The 26,053-nt window shown below is 73.2% G+C and carries 22 protein-coding genes; 8 read left to right on the forward strand and 14 right to left on the reverse strand.

Going from position 1 to position 26,053, the window contains the following annotated elements; all coding sequences use genetic code 11:
• Positions 1 to 87 precede the first annotated feature (87 nt).
• Positions 88 to 717 carry a hemerythrin domain-containing protein gene (locus F5972_RS15920; RefSeq protein ID WP_225311527.1) on the forward strand — a complete coding sequence of 210 codons (630 nt, stop codon included), beginning with the start codon at positions 88 to 90 and terminating at the stop codon, positions 715 to 717.
• 5 nt (positions 718 to 722) lie between these two features.
• Complete coding sequence (locus F5972_RS15925; protein WP_150934262.1) at positions 723 to 1,187, forward strand: nitroreductase/quinone reductase family protein; 465 nt, start codon at positions 723 to 725, stop codon at positions 1,185 to 1,187.
• A 26-nt stretch (positions 1,188 to 1,213) separates the two neighbouring features.
• Here the strand turns inward: F5972_RS15925 and F5972_RS15930 are convergent, their stop codons facing one another.
• Positions 1,214 to 3,052 (reverse strand): MFS transporter, encoded by a 1,839-nt coding sequence (locus F5972_RS15930; RefSeq protein ID WP_225311528.1) that lies wholly within the window; start codon positions 3,050 to 3,052, stop codon positions 1,214 to 1,216.
• Positions 3,053 to 3,213: 161 nt separating this feature from the next.
• Positions 3,214 to 3,801, reverse strand: coding sequence for a TetR family transcriptional regulator (locus F5972_RS15935; RefSeq protein WP_150934263.1), 588 nt, complete (start codon positions 3,799 to 3,801; stop codon positions 3,214 to 3,216).
• 154 nt (positions 3,802 to 3,955) lie between these two features.
• On the opposite strand from F5972_RS15935, the gene F5972_RS15940 reads away from it, so the two are divergent.
• On the forward strand, positions 3,956 to 5,356 hold the full coding sequence (locus tag F5972_RS15940; protein WP_225311529.1) for a serine/threonine-protein kinase: 1,401 nt from the start codon (positions 3,956 to 3,958) through the stop codon (positions 5,354 to 5,356).
• 178 nt (positions 5,357 to 5,534) lie between these two features.
• Here the strand turns inward: F5972_RS15940 and F5972_RS15945 are convergent, their stop codons facing one another.
• The 6 genes from F5972_RS15945 to F5972_RS15970 form a co-directional block, all read right to left on the reverse strand.
• Positions 5,535 to 7,121: a WS/DGAT/MGAT family O-acyltransferase gene (locus tag F5972_RS15945; protein ID WP_150934264.1), complete on the reverse strand. Its 1,587-nt coding sequence runs from the start codon at positions 7,119 to 7,121 to the stop codon at positions 5,535 to 5,537.
• A gap of 395 nt (positions 7,122 to 7,516) precedes the next feature.
• The gene (locus tag F5972_RS15950; RefSeq protein WP_150934265.1) at positions 7,517 to 7,933 is read right to left on the reverse strand and encodes a hypothetical protein; all 417 of its coding nucleotides are present in this window, start codon (positions 7,931 to 7,933) and stop codon (positions 7,517 to 7,519) included.
• Positions 7,930 to 8,409 carry a MerR family transcriptional regulator gene (locus F5972_RS15955; protein ID WP_225311530.1) on the reverse strand — a complete coding sequence of 160 codons (480 nt, stop codon included), beginning with the start codon at positions 8,407 to 8,409 and terminating at the stop codon, positions 7,930 to 7,932. Before F5972_RS15955 ends, F5972_RS15950 begins: the two co-directional genes overlap by 4 nt.
• Entirely contained in the window at positions 8,406 to 8,783 is a 378-nt protein-coding gene (locus tag F5972_RS15960) for a hypothetical protein (protein WP_150934266.1), read from the reverse strand. The genes F5972_RS15955 and F5972_RS15960 overlap by 4 nt, the downstream gene beginning before the upstream one ends.
• Positions 8,784 to 8,915: 132 nt before the next feature.
• The gene (locus tag F5972_RS15965; RefSeq protein ID WP_150934267.1) at positions 8,916 to 9,803 is read right to left on the reverse strand and encodes a peptidylprolyl isomerase; all 888 of its coding nucleotides are present in this window, start codon (positions 9,801 to 9,803) and stop codon (positions 8,916 to 8,918) included.
• 96 nt (positions 9,804 to 9,899) lie between these two features.
• On the reverse strand, positions 9,900 to 14,339 hold the full coding sequence (locus F5972_RS15970) for a glycoside hydrolase family 38 N-terminal domain-containing protein (RefSeq protein WP_150934268.1): 4,440 nt from the start codon (positions 14,337 to 14,339) through the stop codon (positions 9,900 to 9,902).
• 247 nt (positions 14,340 to 14,586) lie between these two features.
• On the opposite strand from F5972_RS15970, the gene F5972_RS15975 reads away from it, so the two are divergent.
• The gene (locus F5972_RS15975) at positions 14,587 to 16,851 is read left to right on the forward strand and encodes a glycoside hydrolase family 3 N-terminal domain-containing protein (RefSeq protein ID WP_150934269.1); all 2,265 of its coding nucleotides are present in this window, start codon (positions 14,587 to 14,589) and stop codon (positions 16,849 to 16,851) included.
• Positions 16,852 to 16,981: 130 nt separating this feature from the next.
• On the opposite strand, the gene F5972_RS15980 is transcribed toward F5972_RS15975, so the two are convergent.
• From F5972_RS15980 to F5972_RS15995, 4 genes are all read right to left on the reverse strand, one after another.
• Positions 16,982 to 17,398, reverse strand: coding sequence for a DUF3592 domain-containing protein (locus F5972_RS15980; protein WP_191910145.1), 417 nt, complete (start codon positions 17,396 to 17,398; stop codon positions 16,982 to 16,984).
• Positions 17,399 to 17,497: 99 nt separating this feature from the next.
• A complete protein-coding gene (locus tag F5972_RS15985; protein WP_191910146.1) occupies positions 17,498 to 17,911 on the reverse strand; it encodes a PH domain-containing protein in 414 nt (137 codons plus the stop codon).
• Positions 17,912 to 18,126: 215 nt separating this feature from the next.
• Positions 18,127 to 18,681, reverse strand: a complete 555-nt coding sequence (locus tag F5972_RS15990; RefSeq protein WP_150934271.1) for a DUF5709 domain-containing protein — start codon at positions 18,679 to 18,681, stop codon at positions 18,127 to 18,129.
• A 50-nt stretch (positions 18,682 to 18,731) separates the two neighbouring features.
• Entirely contained in the window at positions 18,732 to 19,223 is a 492-nt protein-coding gene (locus F5972_RS15995; RefSeq protein WP_150934272.1) for a metallophosphoesterase family protein, read from the reverse strand.
• Between the two features lie 128 nt (positions 19,224 to 19,351).
• Here F5972_RS15995 and F5972_RS37255 point away from each other — a divergent pair, with 128 nt between their 5' ends.
• On the forward strand, positions 19,352 to 19,492 hold the full coding sequence (locus F5972_RS37255; protein ID WP_191910147.1) for a hypothetical protein: 141 nt from the start codon (positions 19,352 to 19,354) through the stop codon (positions 19,490 to 19,492).
• A gap of 132 nt (positions 19,493 to 19,624) precedes the next feature.
• Here F5972_RS37255 and F5972_RS37260 read toward each other — a convergent pair whose 3' ends face one another.
• Both F5972_RS37260 and F5972_RS16005 read right to left on the reverse strand, forming a co-directional pair.
• Positions 19,625 to 20,008, reverse strand: coding sequence for a hypothetical protein (locus F5972_RS37260; protein WP_191910148.1), 384 nt, complete (start codon positions 20,006 to 20,008; stop codon positions 19,625 to 19,627).
• 128 nt (positions 20,009 to 20,136) lie between these two features.
• The gene (locus tag F5972_RS16005; protein WP_150934274.1) at positions 20,137 to 21,090 is read right to left on the reverse strand and encodes a Ppx/GppA phosphatase family protein; all 954 of its coding nucleotides are present in this window, start codon (positions 21,088 to 21,090) and stop codon (positions 20,137 to 20,139) included.
• 141 nt (positions 21,091 to 21,231) lie between these two features.
• Here F5972_RS16005 and F5972_RS16010 point away from each other — a divergent pair, with 141 nt between their 5' ends.
• The 3 genes from F5972_RS16010 to F5972_RS16020 all read left to right on the forward strand — a co-directional run bounded on the left by F5972_RS16010 (position 21,232) and on the right by F5972_RS16020 (position 25,976).
• Positions 21,232 to 22,980: a RecQ family ATP-dependent DNA helicase gene (locus F5972_RS16010; protein ID WP_150934275.1), complete on the forward strand. Its 1,749-nt coding sequence runs from the start codon at positions 21,232 to 21,234 to the stop codon at positions 22,978 to 22,980.
• Between the two features lie 137 nt (positions 22,981 to 23,117).
• Positions 23,118 to 23,402 carry a hypothetical protein gene (locus F5972_RS16015; protein ID WP_150934276.1) on the forward strand — a complete coding sequence of 95 codons (285 nt, stop codon included), beginning with the start codon at positions 23,118 to 23,120 and terminating at the stop codon, positions 23,400 to 23,402.
• Positions 23,403 to 23,546: 144 nt separating this feature from the next.
• Positions 23,547 to 25,976, forward strand: a complete 2,430-nt coding sequence (locus F5972_RS16020; protein ID WP_150934277.1) for a Tex family protein — start codon at positions 23,547 to 23,549, stop codon at positions 25,974 to 25,976.
• Positions 25,977 to 26,053 lie beyond the last annotated feature (77 nt).

Here is a 26,053-nt window from a genome sequence, read left to right on the forward strand (position 1 = left end):
GCCCGCCAAGTGGCCGCCAAACGGCCGTTTAGCGGGCCCAGCCACCGTGGTTCCGAGACACACACTCGGACATCACGGAGGCTCACCTTGGACACCCCCGATCTCACCGGCATCCGCATCGTCCACCGCGCCATGCGCGGCGACCTGCACCGGCTCCGTACGGCGGCCGAGGACCTCGACGCGGGACGCCGGCGGGCGGACGCCGCCCGCGCGGCCGCCATCGCCCGCTACGCCGAGGACGTCTGCGCGGCGATCCACCATCACCACAGCAGGGAGGACGAGATCGTCTGGCCGGTCATCGAACGGGCGGCGGGCGCCGCCGTGGACCTCGCCGACCTGTCCGACGACCACTCCGAGCTCGACCCTCTGCTCGACAAGGTCCGCGTGACGGCGCGGGCGTTCGCCGCGGGCGGGGGCGCGGGCGAGCTGGCGGCCGCGCTGCGAACGCTCTCCGACCTCATCGACGAGCACATCGAGGAGGAGGAGCGGAGGATCTTCCCGGTCATCGAGAAGTACGTCTCGGCGGCCGACTGGAAGGCGATGGAGAAGTCGCTCAGGGGCGGCGACCCGCGTTTCGAGCTCAGCTGGGCCGACCGGTACGCGACCCCGGACGAGATGGCGCACATCCGCCGGCTGGCCGGGCCGGTCCTCAGCCTGCTGCTGATCCTGATCCGTCCCGGCCAGCGGCGCCGTCAGCGGCTCGTCTTCGGGGGCTGAGCGCGATGGCCAGGCGATCCCGCCTGTTCAACACCGCTATCCGGCACATCTGCGACTGGCAGGTGCGCACCTACCGCCGGACCGGCGGACGCCGGCCCGCCACCATGCGCGGCATCCCCGTCCTGCTCCTCACGACCCGGGGCCGCAGAACCGGCCTGCTCCGCACGCGGCCGGTCGGGTACGGCAGGGACGGCCGCCGGTTCGTCGTGATCGCCTCGAACGGAGGAGACGACGCGACTCCCGCGTGGTGGCTCAACCTCCGCGACGACCCCGTGGCCGAGCTGGAGGTGGGCGGCCCCGGCGGGCTCGACGTGGTCAAGGTGCGCGCGAGCGAGGCCGTGGGCGAGGAGTACGACCGCCTCTGGCGGATGATGAGCCGACGGCACCCCGTCTACCTGAAGTACACGGGGATGACCTCGCGCCGCATCCCGGTCGTGGTGCTCGAACCCTTCGACGCCCCGCCACCGTGATCCGTCCCGGCCGCCGCACGCGCGTGTCAGGGCCGGGGTTCCCGCGCGTCCGGGGCGGCCGCCCTCTGGGCGTCGAACTCCTCGTCCGGGACCACCAGCTCGTTGCCGGCCAGGCCCGCCTCGCCGGAGACCGCGGCCAGCTCCGAGCCGAGCGTCTCGTGCGCGGCGGCGCGGTGGCCGCGGCCGAGGCGGCCGGTCATCAGTGACGACAGAGCGGCCACCAGGCACGCGGCCACGGCGAACCAGAAGGCGATGACCAGGCCCTGATGGAAGGGACCCGCGATGAGATGCGGGAAGAACTCCTTGCCGGTCAGGTGGGCGCCGCCGTCGGGCAGCCGGTCGAGCACGCCGCCGAGGAGCTCGCGGAACGGGTTGTAGCCGAGGAACGCCGCGAACAGCACGGCGATCGGGGGCAGCTGCGCGATACCCTCGGCCTGCGCGGCGGGCACCCCCTGGGCGACGAGCTCGTCGTGCATGGTGTGCGGCAGCGACTGCGCCAGACCGGCGATCATCAGGCTGAAGAAGACGCCGATCGACAGCACCATCGAGGAGTTCTGGAAGGTCGCGGTCATGCCCGCGCCGACGCCGCGCGACTCCGCCGGGACCGCGTTCATGATCTCCGCCCGGTTGGGCGAGGAGAACAGGCCGGAGCCCACTCCGTTGATCAGGATCAGCAGCGCGAACACGCCGTAGCCGAAGTCGGTCGGCAGGGTCATCAGCGCGTAGAAGCTGGCCGCCGTGACCAGCGCGCCGCCCACGGTGAACATGCGCGGGCCGAACCGGTCCGACAGCCAGCCGGAGACCGGCGCCGACAGCAGGAAGCCCACGGTCAGCGGGATCATGTAGATGCCCGCCCACAGGGGCGTCTCCTCGAAGCTGTAGCCGTGCAGCGGCAACCAGATGCCCTGCAGCCAGATGATCAGCATGAACTGCAGGCCGCCGCGTCCGAGCGCCGTGAGCAGGCTGGCGATGTTGCCCGCGAGGAACGCGCGCTGCCGGAACAACGTGAGCCGGAACAGCGGCTCGGCCACCCTGGTCTCGATCCAGGCGAACAACGCGAGCAGCAGCACGCCTCCGGCGAGCGCGGCGATCACCCAGGGGTTGCCCCAGCCCATCACGCCGGTCCCGTACGGCTGGATGCCGTAGGTGATGCCGACCAGCAGCGAGATCAGGCCGACGGCGAAGGTCGCGTTGCCCCACCAGTCCATCCGGGCCCGGCGCCGCACGCCGTTGTCGCGCAGTTTCAGGTACGCCCAGATCGTGCCGAACACCCCGAACGGCACGGAGACCAGGAAGATCGCCTTCCAGTTGACCGGCGCGAGGACGCCCCCGACGACCAGGCCGAGGAAGGAGCCCGCGATGGCGGCGATGGAGTTGATGCCGAGCGCGGTGCCGCGCTGGCGGACGGGGAAGGCGTCGGTCAGGATCGCCGTCGAGTTGGCGAACAGCAGCGCGCCGCCGACGCCCTGCACGATGCGCCAGCCGATCAGCCACATGGCTCCGGCGTCGCCGTCCATCCAGGTCAGCGACAGCATGATCGAGCACAGGCTGAAGACCGCGAAGCCCAGGTTGTACATGCGGACCCGGCCGAACATGTCGCCCAGGCGGCCGAACATCACGACCAGGACGGCCGTGACGACCATGAAGCCCATCATCATCCACAGCAGGTAACCCGTGTTGCCGGGGTCGAGCGGGTTGAGGTGGATGCCCCGGAAGACGTCCGGGAGGGCGATCAGGACGATGGACTGGTTGATCGTCACCATCAGGACGCCGAGGGTCGTGTTGGACAGCGCGATCCACCTGTACCGCGAGGACGACGCCGGCTGCGGCGACGCCCCCGCCCGGGACTGGTTCGCTACGGCCACGGAGTGGTTCCCCTCCTCGTGTTCCCGCGCGCGCACGGCGGAAGAACAGTTAGTTAGAGGAACTAAGTTACCCCCACCGGATGTACTTGATGTTTCCCGGCATGGGCGACATGTGTAACCGGGGTGCGACCCCTACTGTGAGATCAGGCCGTGAGCGGAGATCAGGCCGTGAGCGCCCCGGCGATGACGTCGACGAGACCGTCCACGACCGTGTCGCGGTCGAGCCCGGGGTCCTCCAGCCACCAGTCGCCGATCGCCTGGACCATGCCGACGAACGCGTGCCCAAGCACCCGCGCCCGCGCCGGGCCGGCCACCCCCGCCTCGGCGAGCACCGCGCCCAGTTCCTCGCCGACGCCGCGCACGATGGCGGCCATCCGCGAGTGGGTGCGGCTGTCCTCCGCGCTCGCCCGGTGGAAGAGGAACCGGTAGAGATTGGGGTTGGCCGAGATGGTCTCCAGGTACGCGTCGACCGTGGCCCTGGCACGCTCGCGGGGATCGGCCACCGCCGAGGCGAACTCCGGGCGCAGCAGGTCGATCACGATGCGGGTGTGGCGTTCCGCGAGCGCCTGGTAAAGGCCGCTCTTGTCGCCGAAGTGACGGTAGAGGATCGGTTTGGTGATGCCCGCCTCCGCAGCGATCGCGGCCATCGACGCCTGCGGGCCCTCCCGGCGGATCACCCGGTCGGCCGCGTCGAGCAGGTCCCTGCGCCGCTCCGGACTCCGGCCGCGCTCCCCTGTACCGCCCGTCATGCAGACCAGGATAGGGCGGCCGGTCACGCTCGGGCCGCGTCCTGATCACGAGGCGGACCGGCGGGCGATCACTCCGGTAGTCTGCCGCACGCGGGCTCTCGGGCACTTCCCGGCTTCCAGCCGGGTCTGGAGATGCCGGGTCTGGAGGTGTCGGGTGGGCGAGGCGGGCGGGCCGCTGGTGCCGGGCTACGAGATGCTCGGCGTCCTGGGCCAGGGCGGCTTCGGCGTCGTGTACCGGGCCAGGCAGCTCGCGGTGGGCCGGGAGGTCGCGCTCAAGGTCGACAACCGGGTGCTCGTCTCCGACCGCGACCGCCGCCGGTTCATGCGGGAGGTCACCTCCGCCGGGGCGCTGTCGGGCCATCCGCACGTGGCCGACGTGTACGACGCCGGGGTGCTCGGCGACGGCCGGCCGTACATGGTGCTTGAGCTGTGCCCGAACGGGTCGCTCGCCGACCGGCTGCGCGACGGCGGGCCGCTCGGCCCCCGTGAGGTGCGCGACATCGGCGTCCGGATCGCCGACGCGCTGGCCGCCGCGCACGCCCTGGGCGTGCTGCACCGCGACGTCAAGCCCGCCAACATCCTGGTCAACTCCTACGGCATGGTCGCGCTCTCGGACTTCGGGCTGGCCACCATGCCGGGGGCGGGCGGGGCCGTCCCGGGCGAGGTGTCGGTGACCCGCGAGTCGCTCACCCCTGCGTACGCCCCTCCGGAGGCGTTCGACCTGACCGAGCCGACGGCCGCGGGAGACGTGTACTCCCTCGCCGCCACGCTGTACGCCCTGCTGAACGGCAGGCCGCCGCGGTTCCCCGAGCACGGCGTGGTGAACATCGCGGTCGTCATGGCCCTGCACCGGCTGCCGATCCCCGACATCCCCGGCGTGCCGGCCGCGCTCACCGCCGTCCTGCGCCACGGCATGGCGAGCGATCCGGCCCAGCGGATCAGGACCGCCGCCGGACTGCGCGACGCACTGTCGGCCCTCGCCCCCGACGGCTCCGCCGGAAACCCCCACCCCGCGAACGTCCACCCCCGGAACGACCCCATCGGGAGCGGCCACCCCGGAAGCGCGCTGACCGGCAACAGCGGGCCCGGGAACAGCCACATCGGGAGCGGCCGCCCTGTAAACGCCCACCCAGGCAATGCGCCGACGGGGTACGGCCACATCGAAAGCGGCCGCCCTGCGGATGTCCACCCGGGGAACACCCACCCGGGGAACGCGCAGATGGGGAACGACCGCTTGGCCTACGGCGGGCCGGGCCATGTCGCGCCTCCGCACGCGCTCGCCCACACGCCCACCCAGGCGCCGGGCGCCCGGCCCGGGGCCGTGCCCGGGCCACGCGGCCTCCACCAGGCTCCCACGCTGCCGCCGCGTCCGGCGGCGGGAGTGTCGCGGCAGTCGATGGTGTTCGGCGTGGTCGCCGCCGTCTTCGCCCTGCTGCTGGCGGCCGGGCTCGTGGCCCTGCTGCTGGAGGGCGGCCAAGACCCGGGAACCTCCCTGCGCCCCGGCAGCGCCTCCGTCCGGAGCCTCCAGGGCGGCACGGCGGGAGGCACCGGCTGACAGCGCCGGGGTGACATGCCCGGGTGACATGCCCGGGCCGCGGCTGTGACGGGCCCCCGCGCGAGACCGGGAGACTCCGGGCGGCGGGGCGACATGGCCGAGCGACATGGCCGGGGTGATGTGGCCGAGCCACGGCCGTGACGCCCCCCGGCAGCAGGTCGGGAATCCGTGCGGCGGGTCAGCCGGCCGGTTTCCTGGTCTTGGCGCTCCTGCCTGCCTTCGGGGGCCTCTCGGTCTTCTCCGTTCCCTTCCCGGTGGCCTTCTCCGCGTCCTTCTTTTCCCGCCGGCGTGGTTGGGCGGCGGGCGGTTCGGCGGGGCCGGCCATCGTGCCGTACTCGGCGAGCGAGTCCCGCAGGTAGTCGATGAGGTTCCAGACGTCGGGCACCATCTCGCGGTCGGCGACGATGCCGAAGTCGAGCCGGCCGTCGTAGGAGAACACGGTGATGTTCACGCCTCCGCTGACATCCGTGATCACCGACATCGGATGGAGTGCGACGACCCGGGCCCCGCACACGTACAGCGGTGACTGCGGCCCGGGCACGTTGGAGATCATCAGGTTCATCGCGGGAGCCCGGCGCGAGGCGATCCGGAAGGCCGACCTGGCGGCCAGGGCGCTCAGCGCGGCCGGCATCGCCTGGCTGAACTCCAGGAGCCAGGCCGCCGGAGCGGCGGCGAGCCGTTCCTTGACCAGTCGCATCGAGCGGTTCACCGACCGCAGCCGGTCACCCGGGTCGGCCACGTCGGTGGGCAGGGTGGTCATGGTCAACATGACCTCGTTGGCGGCCGAACCGTTGACCGGCTGACCACGGGTGGAGACCGGGATCCCGGCCACGAGGGGCTGGCGGGGCAGCTCGTCCCGGCTGGCCAGCCAGCGCCGCAACGCCGTCGCGCACATCGCCATGACGACGTCGTTCACGGTCACGCCGAAGGCGTTCTTGATCCGCTTGACCTCGTCGAGCGGCAACTCGCCGAAGGCGAAGCGCCGGTGCTCGGAGATCGGCCCGGAGAACGGCGTACGCGGCACCACCATCCGGGGCAGCTCCGGCAGGCTCACGTCGGCGTCGGAGCCGATGCCCCGGACGAACCGCGAGACCCGCCCCACTCCGGGAAGCTGGGCGACGAACGGCACCTCGTCCAGCCGGGGCACCGCCTCGGCGACGAAACGCAGCAGGGCCAGCGGGTTGTCCAGCACCCGCGCGACGCCCCTGACCACCATCTCCACCACGTCGGGGGCCCGCTGCGGCTCGGCCTCCTCCTCGGGGAGAGGCGTGTCGGACACCTGCGGCCCGAAGTCCATCAGCGCCGCCAGCACCTCCGCTCCGGTGACCCCGTCGACGGCGGCGTGATGGACCTTCGTGTAGACCGCCATCCGGCCCTCGGCGAGGCCGTGGATCAGGTAGAGCTCCCACAGCGGCCGCCCCCGGTCGAGCCGCCTCCCGTGCAACCGGGCGACCTGCTCGGCCAGCTTGTGATCGTCACCCGGAGGGGGCAGCGCCAGCTCCCGCACGTGGTAGTCGAAGTCGACCTCCCGGTCCTCCGCCCAGTACGGGTGGTCGAGCCCGAAGGGCACCTCGACCAGCCGCCTGCGCAGCGGCGGCGCGAGGTGGAGCCTCCGCCGGAGCAGCGCGATCAGCTCCTCACGGGTCGGCGCGCCACCCGGCCGGTCCGACGGGTCCAGAATCGTGAGCGCCGCGATGTGCGCGAGATTCGTTGGCGTCTCGAAGTTGAGGAACTGCGCGTCGAAGGCGCTGACTTGCTGTGCCATGTCTACTCACCTGCCCCGAAACGTCCAGGTCCGACCACCGCGCGACCGGGCGGTACGCTGCGCGGTGCCTATTCCGGCGCCCCGCCAGTGCTCGATCCGAACCCGGTCGCGATGCCCCCTTCTGGAGATTAGTCGGCGGGCGAGCCGGTGCGGGCGCGGCGGTGGAGCGCGGCCGTCGCGCCGAGTACGGCCAGGGCGAACCCGGTCAGCGCGATGGGCCAGGGCCCCAGCCGGTCCGCCCATGCGGCGAGGGTGTCATTTCCAATCGTGAACAGCGGAAGAGCACGGGGAAGGCCCGCCCGGGCACGCGGGGCGAGCGATTTCCGTCGGGAGGAAGGAGCCGGGAAAGGGCCGGCTGCAGAGCCGGAGGGGCAGGCCCTGTGTGGCCGGCGCGGTCAGCAGCCGCCGCAGGCGCAGCCGGACGTGCCGCGTCCTGTTTCACCGCACCCTGGTTCGCCGGCCCGCGTGGCGGCCGTGGTCCTGCGCCGGTGCAGCCACCACATGCCCCCGGCGGCGGCCAGCAGCAGCCCGGCCACGGCGAGGAGGGTCTGCTCGGCCAGCGCCGCGCCCGCGCCGGTCAGCAGGCCGGCGCCGATCAGCACCGGCAACGCGCAGCAGGCCGCGCACGCGAGCACGGCCAGCGCGGCGGCGACCTTGCTGCGCAGCGGCGGCTCGCCCTCGCCGGCGGTGCGGTCCTTCGACTCGTGAGCGGCGGCGAGCGACACCGCGACCGGCGTCGCCGGACCCCTCGCCGGAAGCGTGGAGGGGACGGGCGCCGGAACCGGGATGCGATGGTCGTCGTGGGTGCTCACAGGTCAGCTCTCCTTGGGAGGGCGGCCCTCGGCCAGGTCGGCGAAGGGCAGCGGGCGGGCAGCGGGCAGTCGGGGCAGGTGCAGTGGGTCAGGCTGTCGCATCCGGCGCTGACCACCTGCGCCAGCGCGTGCCGGATGGTGGTCAGATCGGCGATCTTCGCGTCCACTTCGAGGATCTTGGCTTCGGCGTGGGCCCGCAGATCGGGGGTGGGGTGGCCACGCCGGCCGGTGTCGAGCAGCTCGGCCACCTCCTCCAGCGTGAAGCCGAGCCGCTGCGCGGCTTTGATCACCGTCAGCAGTGCGACGGTCTCGGGCGGGTAGGAGCGGTGGCCGCCGGGGCTGCGCGCCGGTTCGGCGATCAGGCCGCGCCGCTCGTAGTAGCGCAGCGTCTGGACGTTGACCCCGGCCCGCTCGGCCACCTGCCCGGTGCGCAGGTAGGGCTCACCCGGACCCCGCAGCTCGACGTCCTGCTTCACACCGGCCGCCCCGCCTCGGCCGATGCCGTCGATCGGCCGCCCGCACCGGCGCGGGCCTGCAGCGCGTCCAGCACGTCGGCATTCTCGGGCGGGACCGCCACGTCCAGCGTCAGGCCGCCGCCGGCGATGGTGAGCGTGAAGGTGAAGAAGGAGCAGCAGCCGTTCTCCCGCGCCGTCAGCTCGGCCGCCCGCGCGGCGTGCTCCGGGCTGGACCGAAGCTCCAGCCGCAGGCGCTCACGCTCCTCGCGCTGTACGGCCCGGACCGTCTCGGCGAACAACGCGTCGAACTCGGCCACCCGCAGCGGCTGTTCGGCGGTGGGCAGCGTGCACGCCGGAGGTGCCCACCCCTGATCGAGGACGATGCCTTGGGTCATGCCTCGACGGTAAGCCTGTACCCAGGTACCGGATGCAACCCCTGAATCTTCCACGCCACCGGATCGAGCCGGTTCAGGCGGCCGGACCGCCGGTGCGGAAGCGCCGCAGCGGTACGGCGTCCCGTGACCCGGTCAGTGGCGGTGGCCGGCGTCGGGCTGCGCCGGATCGGCGGGATGCTCGTGCCCCGGCATGAGCCGCACCCACCCGGCCTGCCGGGCGTCCAGCCAGCGGGCGAACGCCCGTTCCCCGTCACGCTCCGTCAGCTCCGCACGAATCCGCGCACGCACGGCCTCGTACGGCTCGCACCGCGCCGCCTCGATCCGCTGGACCACCAGCGTCCAGGGGCCGCCGGGGCCCTCGACCGGCCCGGCCGTCTCCCCCTCGCGGGCGGCGAAGACGGCATCCTCCAGCGGCCCGGTCATCTCCCCCCGCCGTACGGGCCCGAAGGGCTCGACCCAGCGCGTCTCTGGGGTGGTGAAACGGTCGAGGTTGCGCCGGTAGTAGTCGCGCGCGTCCTCCTCGGAGGGCGCGCATCCGGCCGTCAGCGCCCTGCACACCGCCCTCGCGGCCGGCGACGTCGCCAGCACCGCCGCCGCGACCCCGCCGGTCCGCAGCGCGTCCGCCAGGGTGAGCGTGAGCGCGGCGCGGGCGGCGTCCTCCTCCGCCCGAGGCGGCACCGGACGGCCCGGACGCGCGGGGGACGCCGAGGGCACGGCGGACGCTGAGGGCACGGCGGACGCTGAGGGCACGGCGGACGGGTCGGGGGTGCCGAACCCAGAGGGCTCCGGCGGCAGGCCGAGCCGGGCCGCCTCCTGCTCGGCCAGGATCTCGGCCACCATGACCTGCACCAGCCAGCGGCGCAGATTGCGGCCCTCCGCCGTGCCCGGGGCCGGTAGCCGGGCCGCGAGCGGCCCGCTTCTCAGCAGACGGAGCCGGTGGTCCACCTCGGCGGCCGTCATCACCCGCTCCCCCACCACCGCCGCGATCTCGGCGTCGCGGCCCGGGACGTCAGATCTCATGGCACACCGCCCGGACCTCTTCGCCGCCCGCCGGAACGCTCAGGCTCACAGCCCGACCGCCGCCTTCTCGCCCGTCGCGAGCGGGGACGCTCGGGCTCACGGCTCGACCTCGATCTCGATCGTGTCGGTGTAGTGGACCCACCCGGCGCAGGCGATCTTCACGAGTGCCCACCACCGGCCGGGCCTGGTGTCGGGCGGCACCCGCACGGGGAAGCGCACCCACGCCTCGTCCCCGGGCGGCACGACCGTGCCGCCGTTCCACTCCGGGAACATCTCGAACGTCTGCCAGGGGCTGACCAGCTGTGCCTGCGCCGGCATCGGCGACCGTGCCCCGGAGTGCAGCCGGACCACGACCTCTGCCCCGCCGCCGGGCCGCAGTCGGAGGCCGGGCGGATGACCCAGGCCCTCCACCGTCACCTCCAGGCCCGGTGACCGCCGCCCTCCCTCGCCGGGCCGGAAGAGATGGAGCCGGGTCACATCCTCGTACGCCTGGCCGCCGAACTTCGTGCCCGCCGTCAGCAGGTAGAGGCCGGGCTCGGCGCCGGGCGGCGGCGTCAGCCGCACCGGCACGGTCGCGTGGCCGCCCGGCGGCAGCACGTACGGCCGGACGGCGGGCGTCACGGTCCAGCCGCCGGGGGCGGTGAGCGTCACCACGCCCTCCGCCCGGTCCTCCGTGAGGCAGGAGGCGATCGTCAGCGTGAGGCCCACCGGCCCGGCGACGTCGAGGTCCGGCTCGGACAGGTGCACCGCGACGGGCAGGTCACCGATCGGCGCGGGCCCGGTGTCGTTGAGCCAGTACCGCGTGTAGACCGGTTGGTGCGGCTCGGCCTCAGGCACGCCCCCCGCCTCGGCGCCGCCGCGCTCACTGCCGCCAGCAGTGCCGCCGGCCTCATTGCCGCCGGTCCGATTTTCTCCAGCCTGCGTTCCTCCAGTCCGAAAGCCGCCGGCCGCGGCCGCCTCCCCGGAGGTAGCGCGCCCGGGGAGCAGCGGGGCGACGAGCGTGACGATCTCCATGCCGCCGAGCGTGCCGGGGGCCGCGCCGGTGACGTTCTCCAGGAGTCCGGCCCGCCGCCACGTGCCGAGCGGCAGCGTCGTGGTGATCGACAGCGGGGTGGTCCCGCCGCCCGCCTCGTACACGCGGGCGGTGAGCGCGGTCACCGGGCCGGGCGTACGGCCCTCGGCGATCGGGTTGCCCGCGGCCTTGAGCGCGGTGAGGACCAGGCCGGGGCCGGTCTCCAGGAACGACCGCGACTCGCCCGCGGGGCCGTCGGCCCCCACCGTCGCGATCAGCGGATGGTTGACGTCGTGGCCGATCCGGACGAGCCCGGCATCGCGCCAGTCGCCCGGCGCGGCCACCAGGCAGCACTCGAACATGTGGGTCCAGTGCTGGAGCTGGAAGTTCGAGCCGTCGGGCGCGGTGCGGCGAGGCGGGTCGATCCACACGCCGGACAGCCAGCCCGTGCACGACCGCATCAGCGACACGTGCAGCGCCCCCGACGGGTCGACCGCGAAACCCGGACTGCCCCGGTTGACCAGCCCGACCGTGTAATCGTCGAACGCAGCGTGATCAAGCACAGCGTCGTCGAACGCGGCCTGGTCACGCGCAGCGTCGCCAAACGCGGCCTGGTCGAGCGCAGCGCTGTCGGACGTAGCGTGATCACGCACGGCGTCGTCGGTCACAGCGCTGTCGGACTGGACGCCGGTCACCACCTCCACGACGGCGTCGGCGAGGTCGGCGACCAGTTCCTCGACGGCGCCCTCGCCGCAGACCACGAGGACCGGAAGGTCGCGCGCTCCGGTGAGGTCCGCGCTCGGCACCCAGACCTTCTCCAGCGGCTCGGCGGCCGGGACCCACAGCCGTGCCCTGCCCTCGGCGCCTAGCCGCGCGCGTAGCTCCGACGCCTCGTCGTCGTCCAGCAGCGCCGCGACGAACGGGTTCTCCTCCGGCGTGCCGACGGCGATCCGCACGTCGGGCAGGTTCGAGTCGACGGCCAGGTTCCCGTACCGGGGGCCGGGCCCGGTGGAGCACGTCGAGGTGACGCCCTGCCGCACCAGCGCGACCGCCAGATCCCTCAGCCCTTCCGCCTGCGCCTCCGGCGGCGCGATGATCTCGGCGACGCCGACGGCCCGCGCTCCGGCGATACGGCCGGCGGGCGTGCGCAGCACGACGCGGGCCGTGGACGACAGCGCGAACCAGTTGTGCGCCGGGTTGTCCAGCGTCCACGGGTGCTCGGCCGAGTCGACGTCGATCAGGGCGAACCCGCGGCCGACGACGGCGCCGGCGACCTCGGCGACCGGCAGCGCCCCCGGCACGCGCACCGGCCAGCGCAGCCGCAGCAGCACGTCGGAGCCGTGGAAGTCGTCCACGTGCGTGGTGAGATCCACGCGGGGCAGCCCGTCCCAGAGGGTGATCTCCTGCGTGAAGGCGACCGGCCCCACCTTCCCGGACACCGTGATCCGCCGTCCCGCCGGGCAGTCGGCGACGGCGACCTCCGCGTGCGCTCCGGCCGAGCCGGTCACCTCGCCGTTCGGCAGCAGGTGCCAAGGGCCCTCCCCGAAGCGCGGATGCGCCGGGTGCTCGCCGTAGACGAGCAGTTCGTTGCCCACCCGCCCTTCCTGGAGCAGTTCGCGGCCCTCCACGACGAGGCTCGACACCGTCCCGCCGCGCTCGGGGTCGACCTCCACGGTGTGGGTGGCGTTCGCGATGCGGTTCCCCTCCCGTACGGCCCAGCCGATCGGGACGCGGTCGCCGGTCGGCGCGAGGCGGAACGTCCGGTAGCCGAGCGCGGGCACGTCGCGGGCGACGAAGACCGCGTCCACGGCGGCCAGGCTGCCGTCGGGGTGGCGCTCCGGGTGCTCCAGCAGCAGCCCCGGCGCGGGCGGGTCGAGCGCGACGCCGTACGCCCCCGGCTCGGGCAGCGTCAGCCGCACGCGCACGAGATCGGTCCTCGGCCAGGAGGAGGGGTTCCAGACGGCGACGCCGGTCAGGCCCTCCCCCAGGCGGCGCAGCGACGCGCCGAGGACCCGCCCGCCCAGGCCGTACGCCTCCCGCCAGCCGGTCATCAGGTCAAGGTAGACCTGGTCGGACTCCGAGCCGGTGATCGCGTCGTGGTGCGCGCCGTACGCGATCTGACGCCAGGCCTTGTCGAGCGCGGCGTGCGGGTAGGGCGCGCCGAGGACGGCGGTGGCGACCGCGGCGAACTTCTCCGCGTCGGCGAGACGTGTCTCGGCGTGCCGCTGCGCCTGCTTGGTGTCGGCGTACGACACGTCCTTGCCGGTGTAGACCGGGTTCATGTCCCGGGTCTGGGGCGTCAGCCGGACGCCCTCGGCGCGCACCGCCGCGAAGAAGTCCCTCGGCAGCCCGCAGACGAACCGGGGCGACACGTAGCGCCGGTTCCAGTCGCGGTGGATCTCCGTGACCCATTTGTTGGGCGGGGTGTAGTCGGTGCCGACGGGCAGCAGCACGTTGCGGGTCGCCGCGACCTTCTTCAGCAGCAGGAACAGTTCGTAGACGGCGGCCTCGGCCTCCTCCAGGGTCGGCGCCGAGTCCATCCACCACCCGGCGCTGTAGTGGGCCGGCATGTAGTGGGTCGGCACGCCCCGGCCCGACGGCGACAGCCACTCGAACTCCGACGGGAACTGCATCACCGACGGGTCGCCCCACCCGCCGCCGAGGAGCATCGGGCCCCACTGGTGGTACGGCCCGCGCGCCCACGAACTGGAGGTGAGCCCCGCCTCGGCGGCCAGGCCCGGGAACTGCGGATCGTGCCCGAACGCGTCGAGCTGCCAGGCCGTCGCCGGGTCGCCGCCGAGCACGTCGCGCTGGAAGCCGATCCCGTGGACCAGGTTGCGGATCGTCGCCTCCGGGCCGGTCAGGTTGGTGTTCGGCTCGTTGTAGGTGCCGCCCACGATCTCCAGCCGGCCCTCGGCCAGCAGACGGCGCAGGTAGGCCCGGTCTTCGGGGTGGGCGTTCCAGTAGGGCTTGAGGTAGTCGACCTCCGCCAGCACGAACCGGTACTCCGGCTCCCTGCGGGCCGTGTCCAGGTGGAGCCGGACGAGGTCGAAGCCCGCGTGCTGGAACTCCTGCCGGTGGGCCTGCGCGAGGCCGCCCGCCCGGTCCCAGTTGGCGGTGTAGGCGGCCTGGGTGTTCCACCAGACGGGGTCGTAGTGGAAGTGGGGGATCATCCAGACCGTCCAGCCCGGCTCGGCGACGACCAGCTCGCCGTCCGCCGCGCACCGCTCGCCGCCCGCGCGGGCCCGGACGACGAGCGGGACGCGGGCGCCCGGCGCCGGGCGCCCCCCTGACTCGGCTGTGCCGGCCGGCTCGACGGGCTCGACGGGCACCTCCACCACCACCGTCCGCGGCCCCGGGTTCGTGCCGTCATCGGGGCCGGCCGTCCGCCGGCCGCGCACTCCCGGGCCGTCCGCCTCGACCACCAAGGGGGACCCGTACGGCACCTCGGCGAGGATGACGCGCACTATCTGGCGCGGGCCGCGGACGAACAGTTCGGTGGACTCGACGGCGGTGACGCGCATGCGCACCCCTAACTGCGGCTCCCACGGCGGCCGCTGGGGGACGGGTGACGGTCGGGACATCCCCCGTCCGCGCCGGGCTCACCCCTGTGATCTCGCCCGGGTCTCCCCCACCTGCGCCGCCCGTGGCCCGAGGTGGCGGCCGTGAAAGTTTCCTCGTGCACGGCTGGTGGGGAGTGTCCGGAAGCCATGGTGTTTGACCCGAAAATCCCTTGATTCCTACGGTCAGCAGGAATGTGAGGGAGGACCCATGACATCCCGGCTGAGACCCCCGTGGATCATCGCGCTCGTTACGCTGCTCGCCGCGGCACTGGGCGTCGTCCCCACCGCCGGCCGTGGCGTCGCACGGGCGGCGGACGCTCCCTACAAGGATCCGAGCCTGCCCGTGGCCACCCGGGTGGACGACCTGTTATCCCGGATGTCCCTCGACGACAAGGCCGGCCAGATGACCCAGGCCGACCGGGGCGCCCTGACGACGGTCTCCGACGTGGCGGCGTACCGGCTGGGCTCGATCCTCTCCGGCGGCGGCTCCGCGCCCTCCCCCAACACGCCGTCGTCCTGGGCCGACATGTACGACAACTTCCAGCGGCAGGCGTTGTCCACCCCGCTCGGCATCCCGATGATCTACGGGATCGACGCCGTGCACGGGCACAACAACGTCGTCGGCGCGACGATCTTCCCGCACAACATCGGGCTGGGCGCGACCCGCGACCCCGACCTGGTGGAGCGGGTCGGCCGGGCGACCGCCGAGGAGGTCTCCGGCACCGGCGTCGACTGGACCTTCGCCCCCTGCCTGTGCGTGGCCCGCAACGACCGCTGGGGCCGCACGTACGAGTCGTTCAGCGAGGACCCCCAGCTCGTCACGCAGATGACCACGATCGTGGACGGCTTCCAGAAGGCCGGGAACGCCTCCATCCTCGCCACCGCCAAGCACTACGTGGGCGACGGCGGCACCACGGGAGGCAGGGGCCAGGGCAACACCGAGCTGAGCGAGGCCGACCTGCGGGCCATCCACCTCGCGCCGTTCAAGGCGGCCGTACAGCGCGGCGTGGGCAGCGTGATGGTCAGCTACAGCAGCTGGAACGGCGCCCGGATGCACGGCAACAAGTACCTGATCACCGACGTGCTGAAGAACGAGCTGGGCTTCAAGGGCTTCGTGGTGACCGACTGGGCGGGCATCGACCAGCTCGACGGCCAGACCGGGTTCACCGCGAACGAGATCACCACCGCGATCAACGCGGGCGTCGACATGGTCATGGTGCCGAACGACTACAAGAAGTTCATCTCGCTCCTGAAGCAGGAGGTGCAGGCGGGCCGCATCCCGACCTCCCGGATCGACGACGCGAACCGGCGCATCCTGACCAAGAAGTTCGAGCTCGGGCTGTTCGAGAAGCCGCTGACCGACCGCTCGTACACCTCTACCGTCGGCAGCGCCGCGCACCGGGCCGTGGCCCGCGAGGCCGTGCGCAAGTCGCTGGTGCTGCTGAAGAACGCGGGGAACGTGCTCCCGCTGGCGAAGACCGGCGGCAAGATCTTCGTGGCCGGAAAGAGCGCCGACGACATCGGCAACCAGAGCGGCGGCTGGACGATCAGCTGGCAGGGCTCGTCCGGGAACATCACCACCGGCACCACGATCCTGCAGGGCATCCGCGACCTCGTCGGCTCCGGCGCCCAGGTCACCTACAACCGCGACGGCAGCGGCATCGACTCCTCCTACCGCGCGGCGGTCGCCGTCGTCGGCGAGACGCCGTACGCCGAGGGCCAGGGCGACCGGACGGGGTCGATGGGCCTCGACTCCACCGACCTCGCGACGCTGCAGCGGCTCAAGGCGTCGGGCGTGCCGCTGATCGTGGTGCTCGTCTCCGGTCGCCCGCTGGACATCGCGGGCCAGCTCGACCAGTGGAACGCCCTGGTGGCGGCCTGGCTGCCGGGCACCGAGGGACGCGGCGTGGCCGACATGCTGTTCGGCGACTCCGCCCCCAGCGGGCGGCTGCCGATGACCTGGCCGCGCAGCGCCGACCAGGAGCCGATCAACGACGGGGACGGCAAGGACGCGCTGTTCAAGTACGGCTACGGGCTCGACTACACGGTGCCGCCGCCCCAGTCCCCTCCCGCGTCCCCCAGCCCCTCGCCGAGCCCGTCGCCTTCGCCGTCGCCCAGCCCGTCGTCCTCGCCGAGCGCCAGCCCGCCGGCCGGCGGATGCCTGGTGACCTACCGGACGAACGACTGGGGCGGCGGATACACCGGGGACGTCACGATCACCAACAGGTCGTCCAGCGCCGTGAACGGCTGGCGGCTCCAGTGGACGTACGCGGGGAACCAGAAGATCACCGGCTACTGGAACGCGGTCGTCACCCAGTCGGGCCAGCAGGTCACGGCATCGAACGCCTCCTACAACGGGACGATCGGCGCGAACGGCGGCACGGCGAGCTTCGGCTTCCAGGGCACCTACAGCGGCGCCAACGCCACCCCCGCGGCGTTCACACTGAACGGCGCGGCCTGCGCCGTCGGGTGAAGGATGACCGGGTGACCGGGTGACCGGCCCCGCCGCACCGTAGTCCGAGGCCTCGCTCGGGGCCCAGGTGGATGACTTCCCCTGGGTCCCGAGGAGCGGGGCACGACCGTGAGGCCCGGCCTTCGGGGGGTCAGAACGTCTGCGCGAGCGCGATGCCCGCTCCCACGGTGAACAGGACGACCCCCACCGCGAGGAAGATCCCGCCGAGCAGCGTGCCGCTCCCCGCCACGCTGTCGATGCGGATCCGCGTGGGCCTCGCCGGGTCGTACAGCACCGGCACCTCCTGCCCGGGCCTGGCCGGCGGCGGGTTGCTCCCGTAGCTGCTCTCGGCCTCGACCTGCTGGCCGTACAGGGTGACGAAGCGAATGGTCGGGTAGTAGACGGTGCCGTCGTCGGAACGGCTCGCGCGCAGCCGCACGACCAGGCCGCTGGCGCGGTGCGCCCGGCGGCGGAACTCCCGGGCGTTGACGATGACTCCTCCGCCGATGAGGCCGAAGACGAGCCCGAGGCCGGACAGGATCAGAGTGATGAGAGCGGTTTGTGACACGCACCGGACTCTAGGACGCCGAGCTTGACATCGGCTTGCACCTCTTTTGCCGGCTTTCCCGTGGGGTGCACGGCTCCCCACGGCGGCCGGCGCCCCCGGTCAGGGGCGCAGCCGCATGAGCGCCTCGGCCACGGCGACCACGGGCTCGCCGAGGTCGAACCGGCTGAAGAGGTGGATCTGCTCCCCCGCGTCGATCTCCAGCAGTTCGGTGGTCAGGCCGTACCTGCGGTTGGTGTCGACCCGGATGCGGTCCACGTCGTTCCAGGAGATCCGCTCCCTGCCGCCGAGCCCGCTGACGACGAGGCCGTCCTCGCCCGCCGCGAGCCGTACGGGTGCCACCAGGTCGCGCCCGGTCAGTACGGCGAAGCCCAGGGCGGCCACGCCGGCGAGGAAGAGCAGCCAGCCGTCGCCGATGATCGCCAGCGCCGCGCACAGCACGGCGCCGGCGGCCTTCAGCGCGACGATCCCCCGGGGCACCCGCCACTGGTGCCGCGTCTCCTGAACATCCGCCATCGGGGCAGCGTAACGAATCAGGCTCCTCCTCGCCGCCCGCACCGGCCACGCCCCCGGGTGTGACTCCAGGCCTGATCCCGGGCCTGATCACGGGCGCGGCCCGCGAGACGGTGGCCCCGCGCGCCCTCTGTCCGCGCGCCCCCTGTCCGCGCGTCCCGGGTCCACGCCGGGGCCACAGCTCCTCCCCTTGGCCGCTCATGGCCGCATCGGGCCGTTCAGGGGCCCTCGTCCTCCAGGTGCATCGCCTGCTCCTCGGCGGTGTATCCGCCGAAGTCAGGCCCCACGTCCTCGGCGATCATGTCCTTCTCGGTGTCCACGCCCATGCCGCCGTCGGGGTCGACGAGCCGCCCGGCCCGGCCCGGCTCGCCGGTGCCGTACCTGCCCGCCTGGGCCGGGTTCACGGTGGCGTAGCCGTCGGGGTCCTCCGAGCCGTACCCGCCGGCCTCGTCCCCGGTCAGCCCCTCGTACTCGTCGTACGGCCGCTCGCCGCCCTCGCCGAGCACGTCGCCCTCGGTGGCATCGGCATCGGTGCCGAACCGCACGTCGGTGTCGGGGACCTCGCGGGACAGGCGAAGGTCGAGCGACTCCCCCTCGCGCATCTCGTTCGGGGTGGTGCCGTACTCGTCGAGGCCCAGCGGCCGGTCGCCGGGCAGCGGCATCTCCTGCGGGTCGGACGCCCACTGCTGCTCGGGTGTGCCCTCCTGCAGGTCCGGAATGCCCTCGTCCTCGAACCGCGAGCGCGGATCGGGCTGTGGTCTGTTCTCTCTCATACCGGCCCCATGCCCCGCCGTACGGCCCTTAGGCAGGTCCGCGCGGTCCGTCAGGTGACGGGCACGATCTCGGCCCGCCGAAGCGCGCCCCCGGCGACGTCGAGCAGGCCGATCGTGCCGTGCGGCTGGCGGCGGCGGTCGGTGGGCGAGCCGGGGTTGAAGACCCGCACCCCGTCACCGGTCACGTCCATCGGAATATGGGAGTGGCCGTAGACGACGAGATCGGCGCCGGGGAAGCGGCGCCGCATCCGGGCGGTCCGCCCGGTGGTCTGGCCGCTGTCGTGGATCATTCCCACCCGGAGTCCGCCGAGGTCGAGTTCGAGTGTCTCGGGGGCGCCCCAGGCCGCCACGTCGGGGCCGTCGTTGTTGCCGAGCACCGCGCGCACCGGCGCGTAGGCCGACAGCTCCACCAGCACCTCCGCCGTGCAGACGTCGCCGGCGTGCAGGATCAGGTCCGCCCTCCGCAGGTGCCGGGCGACGGCGGGCGGGCACGACTTCCAGCGCCGGGGGGCATGGGTGTCCGCCAGCACGACGACCTTCACTCCTCCATCTTCACCCGCGAGAAGAGGTGCCAAGCGACGTATTCCGGGAATAGAAAGGCAGGTCCCCGACAACCCTCGGCCCGCACCCCCAATGCCGGTTCCCCTATCGGCGCCGTTCGGGAGGACATATGAGCAGGCAGATCGCCGACGGCTTCCAGGCCCCCACGCTGGTCGAACTGGAGGCACGCGTGCGCGGGCTGGAAAGCCAGGTCGCCCACCTCACCCAGCTGGTCAAGGAGCTGTCCGGGCAGAGCGGCGACACCCGCTGAACGCGGGAGGCCGCGTGGAACCCCCGCGCGGAGGACCCGCGCGAAGCTCCCCGGAAGGCCCGGGAAACGAGGCGTCCCCGCCAGGCGGGGCCTGACGGGGACGCCGGGGTGAGTCGTGCCCTGCGCGCGGTGTCACGCACCGCGTACCGAGGCGGCACGGGTGGCGGCACTCGCACGGACTCGGTGCTCGCGCACCGCCGCGCCGCCCTTCGCGCCGCGCACGGCGCCGCTCGCAGCGCCACGTGCGGCACTGTTGACGGCACTGTTCGCGGCACCGTTCGCAGTGCCCTTGGCGGCGCCGTCCGCCGCGCCGTCCCGCGAGACCGCGCCGCGTGCCGGCTCGCCCGAGCCCTCACGGGCCGGGACGGGCGGCACCCGGCCGTAGGACTCGCGCCCGGTGCTCGCCGCCAGCGCGGCCAGCGCGACGAGGGTCACGACCGCGACCGTCACCAGCGCCCCGAGCGCGAGCACCGCCACCGCCGCCAGAGAGACCACGGCTCCCAGCAGCTCCACCATTCCGATTCCTCCAGAGGTCGACCCCGATACGGCACTCCAGTGACCGGCGGTCCAATCACCGGCCATGCGGTAGGAGCGGAAAATTGCCGAGTATTGGTGCCTTGCCCCGTTTGGCGGGCGCTCATACCTTACTGATCGGCCACCGGGGAGCGCCCCATGGGCAGGTTGTCGAGCCTGCGCAGGATCACTCCCTCCCGCAGCGCCCACGGGCAGATCTCCAGGACCGGCAGCTCGAACAGGTCCATCGCGGCGTCCGCGACGATCGCCCCGGCGAGCAGCTGCCCGGCCCGCCCCACCGACACGCCGGGCAGCTCCGCGCGCCGGGCCGCCGTCATCCCGGCCAGCCGGGCCGTCCACTCCACCAGGTGCTCGTGCGTCAGCGTCCGCCTGACGTACGGCCCCTCGGTGGAGGACGCCGCCCCGGCGATCCTGGCGAGCTGGCGGAACGTCTTGGACGTCGCGACCGCGTGGTCCGGCCTGCCGTACTTGGTCACCGTTCCGACGGTCCGGGCGATCTCGGTGCGGACGTGCCGCCGCAGCGCCCGCACCTCCTCGGGACCGGGCGGGTCGGCGGTGAACCAGTCGCGGGTGAGACGCCCCGCGCCGAGTGGGAGCGACACGGCGACGTCCGGCTCCTCGTCGATGCCGGAGGCGATCTCCAGCGAGCCGCCCCCGATGTCGGTGACCAGCAGCCGTCCCGAGGACCAGCCGAACCAGCGGCGCACGGCCAGGAAGGTCAGCCGCGCCTCGTCGTCACCCGACAGCACCTGGATGTCCACTCTGGACTCGGCCTTGATGCGGGCCAGCACGTCGACGCCGTTCACCGCGTCGCGCACCGCGGAGGTGGCGAAGGCCACGAGGTCCTCCACGCCCTTGTCCTCCGCGATCCGGGCGGCCTCCCGCACGAAGGCCCGCAGCCGCGCGGCCCCTTCCTCGCCGAGCCTGTTCCCGTCGACGAGGTGCTCGGCGAGGCGCAGCTCCTCCTTGTGCGAGAAGGCGGGCAGGGGCCTTGCTCCCTGGTGCGCGTCCATGACCAGCAGGTGCACCGTGTTGGAACCGACGTCCAGGACTCCGAGTCGCATGCCCTGACCGTACAGCCTGCTCCCGGCCCCGATCCGGACGGCCGATCACTCCGCGGCGGCGTACTCCGGGTTCGACCCATGTCCCGCGGGTAGTGGCAGCCCGATCGGGCGACGGAGCCCGATCGGCGAGGGAGCGGCGGCATGAGCGTCAGGCAGCGGTACGGCGGCCTGTCCGGCGGCAGGCCCGGTGACCGGCTCGGCGGGACGTCGGGCGGCTGGTCGAGGGACTGGTCGGGCGGCTGGTCCAGGGGGTGGGCGGGCGGCCGGTTCGGTCGCCGTTTCGGGCGCAGGGGCAGGCGGCTGCGCGCCACGGCGAGGGAGGCGTTCGGCTGGGAGCAGCTGCGCCCGGGGCAGCAGGAGGCGATGGAGCACCTGCTCGCCGGGCGGGACGTGCTGCTGGTGATGCCGACCGGCGGCGGCAAGTCCGCCGTCTACCAGGTGCCCGGCCTGCTGCTCGACGGCCCGACGATCGTCGTCTCGCCGCTCATCGCCCTGCAGCGCGACCAGGTCATGAGCCTGCTCAAGGCGGGTGCGGCGGGCGCGGTGGCGGTCAACTCGGCCGGCTCCGTGGAGGCGGGCCTCGACCAGGTCACCGCCGGGAACGCCGAGTACGTGTTCCTGTCGCCCGAGCAGCTCGCCAAGCCCGAGGTGGTCGAGCGCCTGGCCGCGGCCCGGCCCTCGCTGATCGCGGTGGACGAGGCGCACTGCGTCTCCTCCTGGGGGCACGACTTCCGGCCGGAGTACCTGCGCCTGGCCAAGGTCATCGAGCGCCTGGGCCATCCTCCGGTCATCGCGATGACGGCCACCGCCGCGCCCACGGTCCGCGAGGAGATCGTCGAGTCGCTGGGCCTGACCGGGGCGCAGCAGATCGTCCGGGGTTTCGACCGCCCGAATCTCCACCTGGAGGTGCGGCGGTTCGTCGGCGAGGACGACAAGCGCGCGGCCCTGGCCGACCACGCCGCCGGGCTGGAGGGGGTTGGGCTGGTCTACGTGGCGACGCGGCGGCAGGCCGAGGAGTACGCCGATCTGCTGAAGGAGCGGGGCCGCCGGGCCGAGGCCTACCACGCGGGGATGAAGACCACCGACCGCCGCAGCATCCATGAGCGGTTCCAGGACGACGACCTGGACACCGTCGTGGCGACGTCGGCGTTCGGAATGGGGATCGACAAGCCCGACGTGCGTTACGTGCTGCACGCGGCGCCGCCCGAGTCGATCGACTCCTACTACCAGGAGATCGGCCGGGCGGGCCGGGACGGCAACCCGGCCGACGTCGTGCTGTTCTACCGGCCCGAGGACCTCGGGCTGCGCAAGTTCTTCACGGGCGGCCGGGCGGACGGCGACCTGATACTGCGCGTCGCGACGCTGGTCCGCGAGCACGGCGGCGAGGTGGACGCCGCGGAGCTGCGCGAGCTGCTCGACGTGGGAGCGGCCAAGCTCACCTCGCAGGTCAACCTGCTGGAGCGGGCCGGCGCGGTCGAGGTCGCCCACGGCGGCGCGCTGCGGTACGCCCCCGGCGGCCCGCCTCCGGACGAGGCCGCCGCCCGCGCGGTGGAGCTCGACGACCTCAGGCACCGGATGGAGGACTCCCGGCTGGAGATGATGCGCGGCTACGCCGAGACGACCGGATGCCGCCGCCGCTTCCTGCTGGAGTACTTCGGCGAGCCGTACGAACGGGCGTGCGGCGACTGCGACACCTGCCGGTCCGGGACGGCGGCCGCGCCGGCGGCCGGCGACGGCCCGTTCCCGATGCACGCGAACGTCCGGCACGCGGAGTGGGGGCACGGCATCGTGATGAGCCGGGAGCAGGACCGGATCACGGTCCTGTTCGACTCGGTGGGCTACAAGACGCTGGCGCTCGGGGTCGTCGACGAGCTGCTCGAAGTGGTCTGATCCGCCTCCGGCCCGGCGTCGCACGGCGTCGCGGGGCGTCGCGCGGCGCAAACATTACTTCCCGTGTCCGCACCGGCACTTGCGGTGGTTTCGCCGTCTGCCGAAACTCGGAGACGGAGGCAGTGGGGGTGGTTCCGGTGCGGGAGACGATCGGCTCCGGCGAGACGTGGCCGTTCAGGTGCCTGCGCTGCCTGCTGGTCTGGGAGGTGGAGTACGTCGTCCGCCGCACGGTCCGCGAGCACGGCGACGAGCACAGCGACGGGCACGGCGGGCACGGCGGCGAGCACGGCGGCGGGGGTGGCGACGTCGCGGTGTGGACCCGGGAGGGCGTCGCGGTCCAGCCTCCCTGGTCCGAGGCGACCTGCCCCGGATGCGGATGCGGCACCGTGACCACCTTCCCCACCGGCTACCTGACCCGCTGAGAGCGCCGTACGGGCCGTCGCGGGCCGTCGCGGGCCGTCGCGGGCCGTCGCGGGCCGCTTGTCCACAGGCGGACCGAGAGTGTCGGCCGGATCCGGCAGAATGAGCCCGCAGAGCGCGGACCCGGAAGAAGGCGGAGCAGGATCGTGACGACGTCCATTCAGCGGCGGATCGCCGAAGAGCTCGGTGTGCGCGAGAGCCAGGTGGCCTCGGCGGTCGACCTGCTCGACGGCGGGGCCACCGTGCCGTTCATCGCCCGCTACCGCAAGGAGGCGACGGGCGCGCTGGACGACGCCCAGTTGCGCGCGCTGGAGGAGCGCCTGCGCTATCTCCGTGAGCTGGAGGAGCGGCGCGCGGCCATCCTCGAGTCGATCCGGTCCCAGGGCAAGCTCGACGAGGCCCTGGAAGCGCGGATCATGGAGGCCGACTCGAAGGCCCGGCTTGAGGACATCTACCTGCCCTTCAAGCCCAAGCGCCGGACCAAGGCGCAGATCGCCAGGGAGCTCGGGCTGGAGCCGCTGGCCGACGCGCTGCTCGCCGATCCCTCGCTCGACCCCCAGGCGACCGCCGAGGCGTACGTGCGCGAGGGCGTGGCCGACGCCGGCGCGGCGTTGGAGGGGGCCAGGGCCATCCTGGTCGAGCGCTTCGCGGAGGACGCCGACCTGATCGGCGACCTGCGCGAGCGCATGTGGAGCCGGGGCCGGCTGGTCTCCCAGGTGCGGGAGGACAAGCAGGAGGCGGGGGCCAAGTTCTCCGACTACTTCGACTTCTCCGAGCCGTTCACGCGGCTGCCCTCGCACCGGATCCTCGCGATGTTCCGTGGGGAGAAGGAGGAGGTTCTCACCCTCACCCTCGACCCGGAGGCCGAGGAGCCGAACGACTACGAGGCGCGGATCGCGCGCCGGTTCGGCGTCGCCGACCTGGGCCGTCCCGCCGACAGGTGGCTGCTCGACACCGTCCGCTGGGCCTGGCGGACACGGGTCCTCGTGCATCTCGGCATCGACCTGCGCACCCGCCTGTGGCAGGCCGCCGAGGAGGAGGCCGTGCGCGTGTTCGCGGCCAACCTGCGCGACCTGCTGCTGGCCGCCCCCGCCGGGGCCCGGGCCACGATGGGCCTCGACCCGGGGCTGCGCACCGGCGTGAAGGTCGCGGTGGTCGACGGCACCGGCAAGGTCGTGGCGACCGAGACGATCTACCCGCACGAGCCCAGGCGGCAGTGGGACCAGTCGCTCGCCGTGCTCGCCCGGCTCGCCACCGAGCACAACGTGGAACTGGTCGCGATCGGCAACGGCACGGCCTCGCGGGAGACCGACAAGCTCGCCGGAGAGCTCGTCGGGCACCTGCCGCAGCTCACCAAGATCGTGGTCTCGGAGGCCGGGGCCTCGGTGTACTCCGCCTCGGCCTACGCCTCGCAGGAACTGCCCGGTCTCGACGTCTCGCTGCGCGGCGCGGTCTCGATCGCGCGGCGGCTGCAGGACCCGCTGGCCGAACTGGTCAAGATCGACCCCAAATCGATCGGCGTCGGGCAGTACCAGCACGACGTGTCCGAGGTGAAGCTGTCGCGCTCGCTCGACGCGGTCGTGGAAGACTGCGTGAACGCGGTGGGGGTGGACGTCAACACCGCCTCCGCTCCCCTGCTGACCCGGGTCTCCGGCATCGGCGCCGGGCTCGCGGAGAACATCGTCGCCCACCGCGACGCCAACGGCCCGTTCCGCTCCCGGACGGGGTTGAAGGGGGTGCCCCGGCTCGGCCCGAAGGCGTTCGAGCAGTGCGCGGGCTTCCTCCGCATCCCCGGCGGGGACGACCCGCTCGACGCCTCCAGCGTGCACCCCGAGGCGTATCCGGTGGTGCGTCGCATTCTCGACTTCTCGAAGAGCGACCTGCGCTCGCTGATCGGCAACACCTCCGCGCTCCGCACGCTGAAGCCGTCCGACTTCGTCGACGACACCTTCGGGCTGCCCACCGTCACCGACATCCTCAAGGAACTGGAGAAACCCGGCCGCGACCCCCGGCCCGCGTTCAAGACCGCCACGTTCAAGGAGGGCGTCGAGAAGCCGTCCGACCTGTCTCCCGGGATGATCCTTGAGGGCGTCGTCACCAACGTCGCCGCGTTCGGGGCGTTCGTGGACGTCGGCGTGCACCAGGACGGCCTCGTCCACGTGTCGGCAATGTCCACCTCGTTCGTGAAGGACCCGCGCGAGGTGGTCAAGCCCGGTGACATCGTGCGGGTCAAGGTGCTCGACGTGGATCTCCAGCGCAAGCGCATCTCCCTGACGCTGCGCCTGGACGACGAGACGGCGGGCAACGGCCGCAGGGGCGGCCCCGGCGGCGAGTCCCGCGACGGCTCGCGCGACGACCGGTCGAACGGCCGCCGCGGGCAGGGCGGTGGGCAGGGTGGTGGGCAGGGCGGGCAGAACCAGCCCCGCCAGGGCCGCCAGGGCCAGGGCGGCGGCCGGGGCGGCTCGGGCCAGGGTGGCGGCCGGGGTTCGGGCGGGGCGCCGGCCGGCGGCTCCATGGCCGAGGCCCTCCGCCGGGCCGGTCTCGGCGACTCCGGCGGCGACCGCCGCTCCCGCTGACGGACGGCACTCCCACACGGCACTCCCGCTCGTGCGCGCCGCTCCTACCGGCGAGCGCCGTTCATGCTGATGCCTGC

Source organism: Microbispora cellulosiformans, assembly GCF_008728085.1.
GTDB lineage: Bacteria > Actinomycetota > Actinomycetes > Streptosporangiales > Streptosporangiaceae > Microbispora > Microbispora amethystogenes.